The following is a 14,594-nucleotide window of genomic DNA, read 5'->3' as shown; positions in this document are numbered from 1 at the left end:
TATGAACAGACAGCAAGCAATCGAAGCCCTGAAAATAGACTGGGCTACTAACAAGCGTTGGGCTGGAATTACGCGCCCATATTCAGCCGAAGATGTAGTAAATCTGCGCGGCTCCGTAAAAATAGAATATACCCTGGCACGTCGTGGGGCTGAGCGCTTATGGAACGACCTGAATACTCTGCCCGTGGTATCAGGTTTAGGAGCTCTCACTGGCAATCAAGCCATCCAGGAAGTGCAAGCTGGTCTTCGAGCCATTTACTGTTCAGGCTGGCAAGTAGCCGGCGACAACAATACTGCCGGTGAAGTATATCCCGATCAATCACTGTATCCGGTAAATTCTGTTCCGGAACTGGTTCGCCGTATTAATAACGCTCTGCTGCGCACCGATCAGATCCACTGGATGAATGGAGATACATCTATCGATTGGTTGGTGCCTATAGTAGCCGATGCAGAGGCGGGTTTTGGTGGCAATCTGAATGCTTACGAATTAATGAAGGCAATGATCGCTGCCGGTGCTGCTGGGGTACACTTCGAAGACCAATTGTCATCAGCTAAAAAATGTGGTCACCTCGGTGGTAAAGTGCTTGTTCCTACGCAAGAGGCTATTAATAAGTTGGTAGCGGCTCGCCTTGCGGCCGATGTGCTCGATGTGCCTACCATCATCATTGCCCGTACTGACGCCGATGCTGCCAATCTGCTCACCAGCGACATAGATCCTCGTGACCAGCCTTTCATCACTGGCCAACGCAGCTCTGAAGGATTTTACTGTGTTCGCAACGGCATTGAGCAGGCCATTGCCCGCGGATTGGCTTATGCACCTTACGCTGATCTAATTTGGTGTGAGACCTCTAAGCCTTCTCTCGAAGAAGCTCGCCAATTCGCTGAAGGTATTCACAGCAAATATCCTGGCAAATTGCTGGCATACAACTGCTCACCTTCATTTAACTGGGCTGCAAAACTCTCAGAAAAACAAATGCGCACCTTCCGCGAAGATTTGGCAGAAATGGGTTACAAGTTCCAGTTCATCACTTTGGCAGGTTGGCATGCGCTTAACAACAGCATGTTTGAGCTTTCAACTGCTTATCGCGAAGAGGGCATGCTTGCTTATAGCCGCCTTCAGCAGCGTGAATTTGAAAATGAGCGCCTCGGCTATAGAGCAGTAAAGCATCAAGCATTTGTAGGTACAGGTTACTTCGACACCATTCAAAACATCATAACAGCAGGCAGTGCATCTACACTTGCCTTGGCAGGTAGTACTGAGTCAGAGCAATTCCATTAATAGCATCCCCTGGCTTCAGTTTTCCCCTCCTTCTTGTGTGCTCTGACGAAGAAACCCCGTCGTGATGACGGGGTTTCATTTTTAAAGAAAATCAATAGTATTTGTAAAAATGGTTTATAATCCAAATGGATATTAGGCCTCAGCATGTCGTCCTTTCCTTGAAAATCCAAATATAAGCAACCCTCCGGTCATAAACATGATGAGCGAATAAAGGGCAGGTGCCACGGTCATAGCCGGATTTTCAAGTAAAGTAGCAGTAATCATAATTCCGAGTGTGCCGTTTTGAATGCCCGATTCGATAACGATAGAAATTTTGTCTTCAAAGGGAATTCTAGTAATTGAGCCGGCAAACCAGCCAAGGGCCATGGTTGCCAAGTTCAGAAGCAATGCGGCCAATCCGGCAGTTCGGAAGTATTCCGGCAAGTTTTGTCTCTCCTTAAGAATCGCAGCTAAAATGATTAGGGCAAAAATGACTGCTGAAAAAATGCGCACAGGTCTGTCTGCCTTCTCAGCAAATGCAGGAGCCTTTTTGCGTATAAACATACCAATGGCTACAGGTACCAGCGCAACTCCGAAGATCTGTACCATTGTCTTACCGACTGGCAATTCGATGTTTGCCTCTTTGCCCATAAAAAAGTCAAGGCTGAAATTTACGATAAAAGGAATCGTGAAAATGGTAATTACACTGGTGATGGCCGTCAGAGTGATTGACAGCGCGGTATTCCCCCTGCTTAGGTGGGTAATTAGGTTGGAAGTAACTCCACCGGGGCATGCGGCAAGTACCATCATTCCTACTGCTAACTCCTTAGAGATCGGAACGGTGCTAACGATCAATAGCCCTACTATTGGCAGTAATAGCAACTGATTGACCAAACCGGCAGCCACGGATTTTGGAAACTTTACGATGCGCGCAAAATCGTCCCACGTAAGGCCCAGCCCCATTCCAAGCATTATGATGGCCAGTGAAATAGGCAAAAAAACTTCTGTGAGAATATTAGTTTGCATATCAGGTATTTTTCTTGCAAATAAAATGTTAATATTATAAAAAAGTCAATCTTCTCCTAAAATTTCATCTGTTCGTCTATCGATGTTGCGCGATTGGGTAGTGTGTCTTGCTAAAATTCTTTGATTTTCTTCCATCACTTGCGGCCATTTCTGAGCTTCGTAAAGCAGCTTCTGAGCTCGCTTATAGCCGGTCGATAGATCAACTATCGGTTTGGGGTAATCTATTCCGTAGCGAAAGTTGTACATGAGTTCATCCATCGGGGCAGTTTTCCAAGGTTCATGAGCAAGAGGGGCCGGCAGCTGAGCTAACTCGGGCACCCATTTTTTGATGAAATGAGCATGAGGATCGTGTTCCAAAGACTGTTTTACCGGATTGTATATGCGAATGGTATTGATGCCTGTTACTCCGGCCTGCATCTGAAACTGCGGATAGTGAATGCCCGGTTCAAAGTCGAGAAACTGTTGCGCCAGGTGATGTACTCCCGTTCGCCAGTCGTGAAACAGGTAATGCGTAAGAAAAGAGACTAGCATAGCGCGCATTCGAAAGTTCAGATATCCTGTAGAGTGCACACAGCGCATACAGGCATCTACCAGCGGAAACCCCGTGAGTCCCTCTTCCCAGGCTTTTACCAAAGTCGGATTGAACTCGTAGGGCATCGCTTGGTATCCGCGGTTTACGTGTTCAAATTCTATTCGGTCTTCCGATTCAAATTTTTGAATGAAGTGACAATGCCAATGAAGCCTGCTTATAAATGCTCGAAGCGGAAATTTGGCTGATTGCGGTTGCTTGTACACTTCCATTGCCTCTTGATACACGCGTCGCAAACTGACTGTACCCCAAGCTAAATGGGGAGAAAGGCGGCTACAGCTGTTGCGGCTCTCCTCTGGTTTAGAAATATGACGGCTATACGAGTAATATCTACTATCTAAAAAAGTTTTTAATGTCAAAATACCAGCGTCTTCCCCCGCTGGTTGATAGTTTTTAGATTCATTAAGCCATTTTTTGCGCAGAGTTGTCGGTATTTCAAATGGATGCTGTGCATCAATCGCTGGAAAAGAATATGTCGAAAAATCAGGTGTGCAACACCCGGCACGCATAAATTCTTTCCACTTTGTATCCCAATTCTTCCTGTGCCGCAGGCCTCGGATTACGCCAAATTGCCTATATTCTTTCCAACGGATGCCAACGGAACAGAAGTAATCCGCAAGCTGAAGATCTCTTTCGTATGTGGTGCGCACCCCAGTTTCTTGATGTGAATACACTGTGTGTATTCCATAGTGAGATTGGATAAACTTGAAAATCTCCAAAGCGTATCCATGAGCAATCCATAGGGTGATGCCTTTTTCTGCAAGTTTCTTCTTAACCTCAAGTGCCGATTGCAGTTGAAAGGCGAAGTGCCTTACGCTATAATCAGGATGTTCGACCAAAGATGCTTCTGCAATCCAAAGAGCTAAAACGGGATAACCGGCCTGTAATGCCTCTCGCAGTGGGCAATGGTCGTGAATTCTTAAATCTCGTTTGTACCAAACAACGGAAATTAGATTGCTCAATGGTCTATTAAGATGCTACATGAAAACAAGCAGCCCGAGAGGTGGTTTAATAAATGTATAAACAAATGTAGATGAAAAAGCTGTTTTCTTTGCTCACCCTTTCAGTCCTTACTCTAAATGCTCAGAAGATGAACGACAAAAAATACGAACGAGCCATATTGGCCTCAGGCTGCTTTTGGGGCACCGAATACCATTTGAAGCGCATACCAGGCGTGGTCAGTACTCGCTGTGGATACACCGGCGGACATGTGCCCAACCCCACTTACAAGCAAGTATGTACCGGCACTACTGGTCATGCTGAGGCTGTAGAGGTCATATATGATCCATTGAAAGTGAATTTTGAAACCATTTGTAAAGTGTTTTTTGAAACGCATGATCCAGGTCAATTAAACAGACAAGGACCTGACATTGGCCACCAGTACCGAAGTGCGGTCTTTTATTTAAACGAGGAACAAAAGAAAATAACCGAAAAACTCATTGAAATCCTTCGCAGCAAAGGGCATAAGGTAGTAACTGAGGTAACTCCGGCAGGCGAATTCTACCCCGCCGAGGATTACCATCAGAATTACTACGACACTAAAGGCACTACTCCATACTGCCACTTTTATGTCAAAAAATTTGATTAAAGTGATGCTCTGAGCATTAAAGTGTTAAATTTACAATCCAACTCTTGTGACCACATAAATTAGCGCATCATTTACTACTTTTGCAGCCCTTTAAAAACCGAGGCAACAACAAAAAAGAAGGCTCATTTTTAACTACTTGAAAGATGTCAAAAAAAGATGAACGCTGGTTAAAAGAGTTTGATGTGCCATTTATTGGCATGAAGATAGGCGTTCATCATTTTGAATATACCCTTGACGATGCCTACTTTGAACACTATGCCACTCAAGACTTCAGAAATGCCCGCCTAACCTGTAAGGTGGTAATGGAAAAGAAACCAAACATGCTTGTGTTTGGTTTTCAGGTAGGTGGCAAAGTAGAAGTTGATTGCGATATCAGCACCGAACCGTTTGATCTCGACATATCAGGCGACTGGAAATTGGTCGTAAAATTTGGTCCAGTTTACATCGATGAAGAAGATGGAGTAATGACCCTTCCCCACGAAGAACACACGATCAATTTATCGCAGTTCATTTACGAAACAGCTGTACTTGCTGTACCTCTTCAGCGGATTCACCCAGGTGTCGCTGATGGTACATTTGAAAATGATGTAACTCGAAAATTAGCGGAAATCAAGGTAGACAAAATTGCATCGGGCATTGAGCCAATAGATGAATTTTCATCTGATCCTCGTTGGGAAAAATTAAAAGACCTGAAAAATAAACTCAATTAATACATATAACCATGGCACACCCTAAACGCAGACAATCGAAAACCCGCAGAGATAAGCGCAGAACGCATTATAAAGCTGAGGTGCCAACTATTGCTATTTGCAATGTAACTGGCGAGGCACACTTGTGGCACAGAGCCTACTGGCACGAAGATAAGCTGTACTACAAAGGCAAGGTAGTTCTGGATAAGCAGGCTACAGCATAAAAGAATTTTTGGAAATTTCTTTTTTGGAGCCGGCCCGCGGGTCGGCTTTTGCTGTTTGAAAGTTTATTTATCTGTTTCCCACTCGCTTATGTGAGAAAATTTGAGGGGTGTATTGTCTTGGTACCATTGGTTGTTGTACGACTCAGGAGCCACAAACGTTTTGTCTTTCAAAATGACGTACACCAGTAAGAGCAACACTGCCGGCGATACAGAAAATAAAAATAACCCAAGTGCATAGTAGCCATTTAGGTAGAGAAATGGGCTAAGAATGCCAGTAAACAGGTGAATGAATGCTACGATGGAAATGATTTTCATATTAAAAGTTTTTTAACGTAAACGATGCTCTTTGAGAAATGTTTTTGGGGTAAATGAATTTAAAAAGAGGAATTTTATATCTCAAGGCCAATTCCCTTAAAAATAGCTTAAGTTATTCGAAATAAGAGATATCGTTGAAAAGGCATGTAGCTTCTACTTATCTAATACACGTCGATAAACCTCGATGAGTTTTTTGGTGGATTTTTCCCAAGAGTAGTTTTCATAAAAATAATCTCTCTGCTCCGGTGCAGGTGGGGTTTCGAGCGCAAGCATGAGATTTTCTGTAATGTCCTTTAGATTTACAGGATCGCAATAGAGGGCATAAACGCCAAAAACTTCGGCAGTGTCACCTCTGTTGGTCACCACTATTCGACAGCCGGCTGCAGCCGCTTCGAGCGAGGCCAATCCGGTCGTTTCAAACCACGAAGGCTGTGCGTGCACGCGATGCTCCAGATACAGATCGAGCAACTTTTCGGGGCGCACATAGCCTGCGAAAGTAACACGATCGCCGGCCAGCCAGAGCAAATACCAGTTGTATAAAAAGGAGTTTTTACCTGGCTTACCCACGAGTGTGAGGGGTGCATCGAGATTATCAGCCGCTTTTATAAGGTTGGCTTGGTTTTTAAGTCCTTCTAAGCGGCCGACTGATAATATTCCTTTCCTCCTGTGCCATGGATTATCTTTTGTAAAAAAAATCGGGTCGATTCCCAAGGGAACGACGTCTGTAAAAGCGGGGAGCAGATTGCAGTAGTTGTAAATTCGTTCAAGTTCGCTACCGGTAGCCGTAATCAGGCAATCGGCGTTTTGAAGAACTTTGCAAATAGCCTTTTTGTGTCCATCTATCAGATATTGCTTTGCGCTGTAAGGCAATTGACCGAGCAGCATTTTGGTTGAAGCCTTCAGATACTCGGCATTGTCACGACCTACAAAAGCCATTATATCGCGCATAGGCCAAAATCTACCCCGCACGTCGTATTCTCGGTAATCAACAAACAACGATGAGATGATCAGAGGAGATCGAATGCTATTCAAATAGGGATATAAGTCATAAGGTCTTCCTAAATTGAAAAAGTGTAAAATATCGTATCGCCTGCCACTTAGAGCCTCGCCCGACTCTACAATTTCGACGCTTATTCCGTATTTTCTTAAATATTCAGCTGTAGTTATCACCTGAATAGTGTCGCCCCCGATATACTCCCGATAGCCTCTGCGAATAAGAATGAGTACTTTCAAATACCTTGATTTTTTTACAAAAATATATGCCGATGGATAGCACATTCAGAAACTGGTAATTACCTTGCACTCAAAACTGCCTTGACATGTACGTATTTATTTTTCTTGCTATACTCGTCATTCTTTTTGCCGTAAAAGGCATCATCATCGTGCGCCAGAGCGAAACAATGGTCATCGAACGTCTAGGTAAATACCATAAGACACTCAACTCCGGAGTTAACATAATTGTACCCTTCATCGACCAGCCAAGGCCCATCAACTGGAGGTACAGCGTAGCAGGTCCCCGAGGTGAGACCATCTCTGTGTACAGACAGAACATACGGATCGACCTCAGAGAAGCCGTATTTGACTTTCCGAAACAAAATGTCATAACCCGCGACAACGTCGTTACCGAAATCAATGCCTTGCTCTACTTTCAAATTGTAGAGCCCGAAAAAGCCCTCTATGAAATCGAGAACCTGCCTCAGGCCATCGAAAAGCTCACTCAAACCACCCTGCGCAACGTAATCGGCGAAATGGACCTGGATGAAACCCTTTCATCGCGCGATACCATCAACTCAAAACTTCGCGGAATACTCGATGACGCTACAAATAAGTGGGGTGTTAAAATCAATCGCGTTGAACTTCAAGATATTAATCCACCTAAAGACATTCGCGATGCTATGGAGAAGCAAATGCGCGCCGAGCGCGATCGTCGTGCGCGTATCCTCGAGGCTGAAGGTCTGAAAACTGCTCAAATCCTCGAAGCCGAAGGGGCTAAAATGGCTGAAATAAATCGTGCTGAAGGTGAAAAACAAGCAGCCATCCTCCAAGCTCAGGGTCAAGCCGAAGCTAAAATTCAGCTTGCCAAAGCCGAAGCTGAAGCCATTCGACTCGTTTCTGATGCCATAGCCGGCACAAAGAGCGACCCGGTCAACTACCTGGTGGCGATTAAATACATCGAAACCCTTAAAGACATGGTCAGTGGAGACCGTACAAAAACCGTCTATTTACCCTTCGAGGCCACCGGTGTTCTCAGCTCCCTTGGCGGTATCAAAGACCTACTCAATAAAGCGAAGTAATAAGTTTTGTTTATATTTTTTAACTGTTAGGCTAGCCCATACGAGGTGGCGTAAGCTGATCTCGTCTGAGGCTGTCTTCATATATATGCCCTGGTCGTTAATGTCTTTCAGCCACTTTTTACAGCTCATAAAACACACACTTTGACACGGGTTTTCTCGGTTTTTTTGCCAAAGCAACTTAGGGGTGATAGGTGATTTTTAGCTTACGTCATAAGCTTACATTCAGCTCTACAGGATTGACTTGTATTAAAGAGTCAAAGGTTTTTTAGATTCACATTTACATAGCTAGGAATAGCAAATCTTGATTTGATGAAAACTTAGATGCCTGAAAGTCCTAAAAATTTTTTCCAATTTTTAAAAAAAATCGTTCAGCTTCTTATCTCCATTCAATCCACTCAAAGGCATTTTAGCTTTTTTTAGAAAGGATAATACATCGAATAGTCGCTCAATTTTTACAACTCGCCAAACTGCTTTACATAAATTGGTTCGAAATAGGCTACATCGAGAAGTTGTAAGTAAGACTTTACATTCTGAGAAAATATCTGCCCTGCTAATGGATAAATACCCTCTATTATTTCAACATTCCTCAAGGTAAGCACCTCTTTCAACTTTGCCACACCCATTCCTACTATGTATATTGTCTTGAATTGTTTTTCTAGTTCCTTCCAGGTTTCAGCATTAGCTTTTACGGCTTTATTTTCAAATACGGCTTCACCTCGCCAAGTAAAAGCTGAGGCATACACCTCCATCCTCCGTGCATCAATGCATGAAATTACAAGGTCATCAGGGGTAATAGAATTATAACTTTTTAAAAAAGTTTCATATATCAATCTCAAACTACTCACGCCATAGATTGGGATATCGAGTGCATAAGCTAATCCCTTTGCTGCGGAGGCAGCCACGCGAAGCCCTGTGTACGATCCTGGTCCCATTCCTATTGCGATGGCTTTTAGATCCTTAACACTTGCCTTATTACTATCAAGCAACTTTTCAATGAAATTAAAAATTGCCTCTGAATGACTGTTGTCTTTCAGAATCTCGTTAATACTATCTACCTGATCACCTACATGCAGAGCTACGCTGCACATGGGTGTAGATGTATCAAAGGCAACTTGCATTACTTCTCAATCTTGTCTTTTTTAGTCTTAACCTTGATAGGAGAGTTGTGCTTGAGTTTTTGATTTACAACGGTGTAAGGTCCTACGATAATTTCTTCGTTTTCAGAAAGTCCCCTTCGAATTTCAAAATAGTTTTCGTCTTGAATGCCAATTTCCACTTTTCTCATCTGGGCTTTGTTTCCATCTACCACAAAGACGCATTCAAACGCATTGTCTTTGTTTTGTTCACCAGATTTAATACGGGCTGTTGCCGAGTCAGATCGCACAGTTACGGCCCTTACCGGTACGCGCAAGGCGTTTTCTACTTTTTGGCAGAAGATTTCTACTGCCGCACTCATGCCGGGTTTAAAGGGATATTTTGTTTTTTCGACCAGATGCGCATAAGAGGCCGGGTGTATGCGAATGCGCACTTCGAAGTTGGTTATTTGGTCGGTGCTTACTTGCTGTTGATTCAAAAGATTTGTGTTGGATGAATATGCCACTCGAGTAACATGGCCATAAAAAGGTTTATCTGATACGGCATCTACTTCGATGGAAACGGAGTCGCCGATTTTTATTTTATTTATGTCGTTTTCGTTTACTTCTGTCACTACCTCCATTTCGCTTAGATCTACGATGCGCATCACCTCTGTACCCGCCATTTGAGCAGTACCCACTACACGTTCACCTATTTCTACATTCAGTTTACTCACCAACCCATCGATGGGGGCATAAATGGTCGTTCTGCGCAAGTTGTCGCGTGCTTCTTTATAAGATGCTTCTGCACTTTTCAGTTGATATTCAGCAGCTTCAGCTTGAAATTTAGCAACGTTAAAGGCTCGCTCGATGGCGTCAAACTCCCCCGGCGAGATGGCGCCAGATGCTTTTAGGGGTTGGTTGCGTTTATAAACTCTCTCAGCCTCCAACAGAGTAGCCTTGGCTGTTGAAAGATTTGCCCGGGCCGAGTTAAGGGCGGCTTCAGCCCGATTTACAGCTGCTTGATAAATATCGGGATTGATGCGCAAGAGCAGGTCGCCTTTTTTTACTGTTTGCCCCTCCTTTACCAGTAATTCAATGATTTCACCCGGAACTTCAGGGCTAATCTTCACCATCGTAACAGGTTGGACCTTTCCTGAGGCGGTAACTGTTTCAATGATGTCACCTCTCGACACTACATCAGTTTCTACTTCCAAAATTTCTCCTGCGCCACCGATTATTCCTTGTTTTCTCAGTACTATTAAGACAACAATCAGAAGAATTGCTGCACCTATCAGTAGGGTTCGTTTTTTCATTCCTTAAAGTTTTATGGTATTTGTAAGGATAAATTCAATGATTTTTGAGCGGAAAATGTATTCGTATTTGGCCCTTGTCAGCTGGCTTTGCGCATTGGCATAGTTGATTTTAAAGCTTTCTAGTTGCACTTGATCGAGTAGCCCATTCGCGTAGCGCTGTTCAGCATTTTCATAGGCAGTGCGAGCTGCGCGCTCAGCTTTGGTAGCTGCCTCCAAACCTGATTTTGCTGCCATAAACTGCGCATGCGCTTGTTGAACGTTCTGATAAAGTGAAATCTGAGCTTGTTGGTAGTTCACTTTAGCCAGTTCATAGTTAATTCGAGCATTGTTAAGCGTATTTGTAATTTGGTAACGCGACCATAGCGGTATTTGTACCGAGATGCCTAAAAACTCATTAACGTTATCTACGACTTGGTTTTTAAAGGGCTTAATTGGCTTTTCAGAATCGATCACGGGTTGACTGATAGTTGTAAAAACAGGCACTCCGTCTTGAGTCACACCAATAGGAATTGTTACAGTTTGGTTGCCGGTAATATTAGGTACCGTGTTGGCGTAATTGGTCGAAATACCGGCTACCAAAGCAATGAGTGGAAATCGCGTACCAAGGGCTTGTTTTACTTCGTGTTCTCCAGCATTTTCAAGGAGTCGGGCTGATTTTAAGGACGGATTATTTTGAAATGCTTCTCTATAGATGTCGCTGGGTATGTAGCCGGAGTAGTCCACCACAGGAATTTCTGACGTTAAGGGCTTAATGCGTAAGCTTTCTGTCCCGTCGTACAGCATCAGATTTGCCAATTGGAGCAAGGCGATGTCGAGGTTGTTTTTTGCTAATACTACATTTTGCTGCTCTCGATAGTATTGTGCCTGAGTCTCTTGCAGGCGCACTTCAGGCAGCACGCCTGCATCTACGAGTTCTTTTGTGCGTTTCAGTTGTTTTTCGGTCAGTTCGAGCTGTTGCTCAGCAACTCTCAGAAGTTCCTCATTCACAAGGGCCTGCAGATAGAGTTGAGCAAGGTTAAGGGTTAGGTCGTTTTTTGCTGTTTCGATGTTTTCATTTTCGGCCAGTAGATTAAACTGTGTTCTCTTGATGTTGTGATAGTTTTGAAGACCATCAAAGAGCACCCACTGCGTATTAAGGCCGATGTTGCCGATTTGGCGCGTCTCTCGTCCGATCACATTTCGCACCGGGTCGATGTTCAAACCGAAATTATATGTGTAGCCAAAAGATCCGTTGAGCGAGGGAGTAAGGTTGTATTTAGCTAAGGAGGCAAGTGATTCAGCACGTTGCCTGGAGAGTTGTGCGCGTTTGATGGTCAGATTTCTGGAATAGGCCAGCGCTAAACATTCTTCGAATCCTAGAGGTTTCTGTGCGAATGATTGAAAAAAAACACTAGTAGAAAGAACAAGTATTGTGATATTTTTCTGAAGCATACTGCTGAATTTCAGTCGTAACGTAAAATCTTTAAAAATCTTTTATTTCTCTCTTCAAGGCTAAATTTCTGTATAATGCGCTCAGCTGCCTTTTCAGAGAGATTCTTCAGGTCAAAATTCTTTAAATTTTCGATTATTCGAATTAACTCATCAATATTTTTTTCTCTCAACAGGAACCCTGTATCTCCTATAATTTCAGGTATCCCAAATACATCGGAGCCTATAGGTATACATCCGCACAGCATCGCTTCACAAAGTGCATTCGGAAATCCCTCTGCCATCGAAAGCTGTAAATAAAAAGTGTGTTTGTTGTACACCTCTGACAATTCTGAAGGAGTCATTTTTGGCAAACAAGTGATGTTTTTTGGTAACGTTGTTCCATTTAACTGCCAGGTACCAACGATAGTTGCCTTGATAAATGGCATTTTCTCACAAAGATCAATCAATAAATCCAAGCCTTTCAGGTAAAACGTCTGTTGATTTATACGCCCTGTAGCTGTGATAAATGACCATGGACTTCTGTCATAATTCTTAATCTTGTAAATATCTGTTGAATATCCATTTTTTAATTCGATTACCTTTTCTGAAGGTATATTGTATAAATTTTTTAATCCTTGTTTTCCTTTTGTCTTAAAATATTTGTACTCTGTATCATATAAACTGCGATGAACTACGAGTATTTTATCCGTATATTTCTGTATGATTTTATTCACAAAAAAAAGAGTTTTTTTAGTACAAAATCCATAGTTAATTTCAGGGATGCAATGTGCTTCAACTCCACCAAAAATTACAAATGTATTCTTTTGGAGAAAATTGCCAAGAAGTACTGGCAGGAGTGCGTGATAACCACCAAATCGACAAACAATTTTTTTAGATGTCCATATTTGAACAGTTAAAAACAAAAATTGTCTGATGAAATATACAGGAAGTAGCCACTTGTACTTTACATTAAACGCATATTCCACTACCGAAAAATACTCTCTGAAGAAGTGAATATCTTTTTGTATAAATGGCGATATTTCTGGGTAAAAAAATAGTATTTTACTCTTTTTCGGCATAGGCTAAAAGTGCTGGAGAAAAAGTACGAGATCTTGGAAATTTCAGCGAAGTATAAATTTCAATAGCCCAAATAATTTTAGTCAATCTTGAAAGGTTTAAGGTCAAAAGTTTTTTGAACGATACAAACGAAGTTTTATGCGCGCCATCGATTTGAGCAGATACTGCAATGGGCAATATATATTGTACTTCGATGTTTTTAAATCCAGCCTTAAGCAATGCCTCTTCAAGGTGATTTTTATCAATTGGCACATGCGTGTCATACACTGCGCGGTTCATTACCTTCTGATACCAGCCCGTAAATCCGCACATATTCGGCACAGAAACAATGATCTTACCTGAAATATTAAGATACTTTGCATGAGCTTTTAGTACTTCTACAGTATCTCGAAAGTGTTCGATTACCCCAAAACTAACCACATAGTCAAACTTGCCTTTTAATTCTTCAGGAGGATAAAACAAATCACCTTCAAAAATCCTTCCTGGTGTGTTGTATTTTTTTAAAATAAATCGACTTCTTTCACATCCCAAATCTGAATAGTCTAAACCAGAAACATCCAGATTAAAGTTTTTATAAAAATACGGCAACCAAACACTATTACCACATCCAAGCTCAATGAGTTTTTTTTCTTTTCCTTTATCAATATGTTTCTTAAAAAAGGCGTCAAATTCTGTATGTAAATAGGAATTTATATGCTTTTTATTAATGACAATTTCATTGGGAATTTGATTTGTTTCCCAGAATGCATCCCAATATTCGGGCGAGGTCTTTTCAACCAAGTTTTTTTGTGACTCTGAATTCCCAACCATTTCCTCCTCTTTCGATTGTAATATTTTCGACATTGTCTAAGTTTTTTAATATTCTCAACAATTTTGATTTAGTGATTAATCTCTTGTAGTAATCTGTGAGCGCATCGTAGGTTTCAAGGTAAGCAGTGTCTTTATTGAATTCGTAGCCTTTCTCTTCGAATGCTTCAATGTTAGTAAGGACTGGTGAAATATGACCGAGAATCCATTTAAGAATTTTTGAGTGTCTGAACTTCCAATGTAATGGAAAAAAGATATCGACCAATTTTTTTACTATTTTCATGGAATATTGTGGTGGTAATCTCTTTAAAAAAACTCGGAAAAAAGGCACAACAGTAGTATAATATGACCATCTGAAATGGTAGTGATCAGCAATAAGTTTTCCACCCGGTTTTACTACTCTCCAAAGTTCTTGTAAGGCTTTTTCAGTGCTGGGAGTATGTTGTAAAACTCCTAAACAAATTACCAGATCATATACCTCATCTTCAAAAGGAATATTTAAAATATCTCCCTGAAAAAAGTGTGTATTTTCATTGTGGTTGTTCTCATAATTAGCATCAATTGCGCTGCTAAGGTCAAAGGTGTACAATTCCTTACAATGGGATGCCAAGTGCTCAGTGAATCTACCGGCACCACTGCCGGCTTCGAGTACCAGTTTATCTTCTAAAACTTGTTCTACATCTGATCCCAAGCATCGCTTGAGTCTTTCACGCGTGTAATGTGTGCCCGTGAAGCTGTCGAGCTGCAGCTTCTTGAACCGGTTCCATTGCACTCCGAATGCCTCTGCATATTCTGAAGATGCTACAAATCTCGGTATGCCTCGTACAATCGGAACCTTTGCCTCTGATGCAATTAGGTAGCTTCCTTGTTCTGAGAAATACGTCTTTGTGTCTTTGTGGTAATACTTTAAGGTCATTTATAAGGTAGT

At 42.1% G+C, this 14,594-nt stretch carries 15 protein-coding genes; 5 read left to right on the top strand and 10 right to left on the bottom strand.

The features are described from left to right. Position 1: 1 nt before the first annotated feature. Complete coding sequence (gene aceA / locus ACK4EX_RS06830) at positions 2-1,279, top strand: isocitrate lyase (protein WP_409771117.1); 1,278 nt, start codon at positions 2-4, stop codon at positions 1,277-1,279. A gap of 132 nt (positions 1,280-1,411) precedes the next feature. Here aceA and ACK4EX_RS06825 read toward each other — a convergent pair whose 3' ends face one another. Together ACK4EX_RS06825 and ACK4EX_RS06820 are read right to left on the bottom strand one after the other, a co-directional pair. After that, the gene (locus tag ACK4EX_RS06825) at positions 1,412-2,284 is read right to left on the bottom strand and encodes a bile acid:sodium symporter family protein (protein ID WP_409771115.1); all 873 of its coding nucleotides are present in this window, start codon (positions 2,282-2,284) and stop codon (positions 1,412-1,414) included. Positions 2,285-2,329: 45 nt separating this feature from the next. Beyond that, positions 2,330-3,835 (bottom strand): deoxyribodipyrimidine photo-lyase/cryptochrome family protein, encoded by a 1,506-nt coding sequence (locus tag ACK4EX_RS06820; protein ID WP_409771113.1) that lies wholly within the window; start codon positions 3,833-3,835, stop codon positions 2,330-2,332. A 71-nt stretch (positions 3,836-3,906) separates the two neighbouring features. Here ACK4EX_RS06820 and msrA point away from each other — a divergent pair, with 71 nt between their 5' ends. The 3 genes from msrA (at position 3,907) to rpmF (ending at position 5,374) form a co-directional block, all read left to right on the top strand. Next, positions 3,907-4,461, top strand: a complete 555-nt coding sequence (gene msrA / locus ACK4EX_RS06815) for a peptide-methionine (S)-S-oxide reductase MsrA (RefSeq protein ID WP_409771111.1) — start codon at positions 3,907-3,909, stop codon at positions 4,459-4,461. Between the two features lie 143 nt (positions 4,462-4,604). Further along, on the top strand, positions 4,605-5,171 hold the full coding sequence (locus tag ACK4EX_RS06810; RefSeq protein ID WP_409771108.1) for a YceD family protein: 567 nt from the start codon (positions 4,605-4,607) through the stop codon (positions 5,169-5,171). A gap of 11 nt (positions 5,172-5,182) precedes the next feature. Further along, a complete protein-coding gene (gene rpmF / locus ACK4EX_RS06805) occupies positions 5,183-5,374 on the top strand; it encodes a 50S ribosomal protein L32 (RefSeq protein ID WP_409771105.1) in 192 nt (63 codons plus the stop codon). Between the two features lie 63 nt (positions 5,375-5,437). Here the strand turns inward: rpmF and ACK4EX_RS06800 are convergent, their stop codons facing one another. Beyond that, complete coding sequence (locus ACK4EX_RS06800; protein ID WP_409771102.1) at positions 5,438-5,689, bottom strand: hypothetical protein; 252 nt, start codon at positions 5,687-5,689, stop codon at positions 5,438-5,440. A 153-nt stretch (positions 5,690-5,842) separates the two neighbouring features. Beyond that, complete coding sequence (locus tag ACK4EX_RS06795) at positions 5,843-6,922, bottom strand: glycosyltransferase family 4 protein (protein WP_409771099.1); 1,080 nt, start codon at positions 6,920-6,922, stop codon at positions 5,843-5,845. An 86-nt stretch (positions 6,923-7,008) separates the two neighbouring features. Here ACK4EX_RS06795 and ACK4EX_RS06790 point away from each other — a divergent pair, with 86 nt between their 5' ends. Further along, entirely contained in the window at positions 7,009-7,983 is a 975-nt protein-coding gene (locus tag ACK4EX_RS06790; protein WP_409771097.1) for an SPFH domain-containing protein, read from the top strand. Between the two features lie 452 nt (positions 7,984-8,435). Here ACK4EX_RS06790 and tsaB read toward each other — a convergent pair whose 3' ends face one another. From tsaB to ACK4EX_RS06760, 6 genes are all read right to left on the bottom strand, one after another. Continuing rightward, the gene (gene tsaB, locus ACK4EX_RS06785; protein WP_409771095.1) at positions 8,436-9,101 is read right to left on the bottom strand and encodes a tRNA (adenosine(37)-N6)-threonylcarbamoyltransferase complex dimerization subunit type 1 TsaB; all 666 of its coding nucleotides are present in this window, start codon (positions 9,099-9,101) and stop codon (positions 8,436-8,438) included. Continuing rightward, a complete protein-coding gene (locus ACK4EX_RS06780; protein ID WP_409771092.1) occupies positions 9,101-10,372 on the bottom strand; it encodes an efflux RND transporter periplasmic adaptor subunit in 1,272 nt (423 codons plus the stop codon). The genes tsaB and ACK4EX_RS06780 overlap by 1 nt, the downstream gene beginning before the upstream one ends. A 3-nt stretch (positions 10,373-10,375) precedes the next feature. Beyond that, positions 10,376-11,803 carry a TolC family protein gene (locus ACK4EX_RS06775; RefSeq protein WP_409771089.1) on the bottom strand — a complete coding sequence of 476 codons (1,428 nt, stop codon included), beginning with the start codon at positions 11,801-11,803 and terminating at the stop codon, positions 10,376-10,378. A gap of 11 nt (positions 11,804-11,814) precedes the next feature. After that, entirely contained in the window at positions 11,815-12,705 is an 891-nt protein-coding gene (locus tag ACK4EX_RS06770) for a glycosyltransferase family 4 protein (RefSeq protein WP_409771086.1), read from the bottom strand. Between the two features lie 139 nt (positions 12,706-12,844). Then, entirely contained in the window at positions 12,845-13,702 is an 858-nt protein-coding gene (locus ACK4EX_RS06765) for a class I SAM-dependent methyltransferase (RefSeq protein WP_409771084.1), read from the bottom strand. Further along, on the bottom strand, positions 13,632-14,582 hold the full coding sequence (locus ACK4EX_RS06760) for a class I SAM-dependent methyltransferase (RefSeq protein ID WP_409771081.1): 951 nt from the start codon (positions 14,580-14,582) through the stop codon (positions 13,632-13,634). The genes ACK4EX_RS06765 and ACK4EX_RS06760 overlap by 71 nt, the downstream gene beginning before the upstream one ends. Between the last annotated feature and the right edge of the window lie 12 nt (positions 14,583-14,594).

The sequence above is a fragment of the Thermaurantimonas sp. genome, assembly GCF_046299575.1.
Taxonomy (GTDB): domain Bacteria; phylum Bacteroidota; class Bacteroidia; order Flavobacteriales; family Schleiferiaceae; genus Thermaurantimonas.
This window is presented reverse-complemented; position numbering and strand designations above follow the sequence as displayed.

Bases quoted from the DNA above. Each gene is read 5' to 3' on its own strand.
- tsaB (WP_409771095.1), bottom strand. From the start codon at position 9,101: ATGCAAGTTGCCTTTGATACATCTACACCCATGTGCAGCGTAGCTCTG.
- ACK4EX_RS06825 (WP_409771115.1), bottom strand. From the start codon at position 2,284: ATGCAAACTAATATTCTCACAGAAGTTTTTTTGCCTATTTCACTGGCC.
- ACK4EX_RS06800 (WP_409771102.1), bottom strand. From the start codon at position 5,689: ATGAAAATCATTTCCATCGTAGCATTCATTCACCTGTTTACTGGCATT.
- rpmF (WP_409771105.1), top strand. From the start codon at position 5,183: ATGGCACACCCTAAACGCAGACAATCGAAAACCCGCAGAGATAAGCGC.
- ACK4EX_RS06775 (WP_409771089.1), bottom strand. From the start codon at position 11,803: ATGCTTCAGAAAAATATCACAATACTTGTTCTTTCTACTAGTGTTTTT.
- ACK4EX_RS06760 (WP_409771081.1), bottom strand. From the start codon at position 14,582: ATGACCTTAAAGTATTACCACAAAGACACAAAGACGTATTTCTCAGAA.
- aceA (WP_409771117.1), top strand. From the start codon at position 2: ATGAACAGACAGCAAGCAATCGAAGCCCTGAAAATAGACTGGGCTACT.
- ACK4EX_RS06780 (WP_409771092.1), bottom strand. From the start codon at position 10,372: ATGAAAAAACGAACCCTACTGATAGGTGCAGCAATTCTTCTGATTGTT.
- msrA (WP_409771111.1), top strand. From the start codon at position 3,907: ATGAAAAAGCTGTTTTCTTTGCTCACCCTTTCAGTCCTTACTCTAAAT.
- ACK4EX_RS06790 (WP_409771097.1), top strand. From the start codon at position 7,009: ATGTACGTATTTATTTTTCTTGCTATACTCGTCATTCTTTTTGCCGTA.
- ACK4EX_RS06810 (WP_409771108.1), top strand. From the start codon at position 4,605: ATGTCAAAAAAAGATGAACGCTGGTTAAAAGAGTTTGATGTGCCATTT.
- ACK4EX_RS06765 (WP_409771084.1), bottom strand. From the start codon at position 13,702: ATGTCGAAAATATTACAATCGAAAGAGGAGGAAATGGTTGGGAATTCA.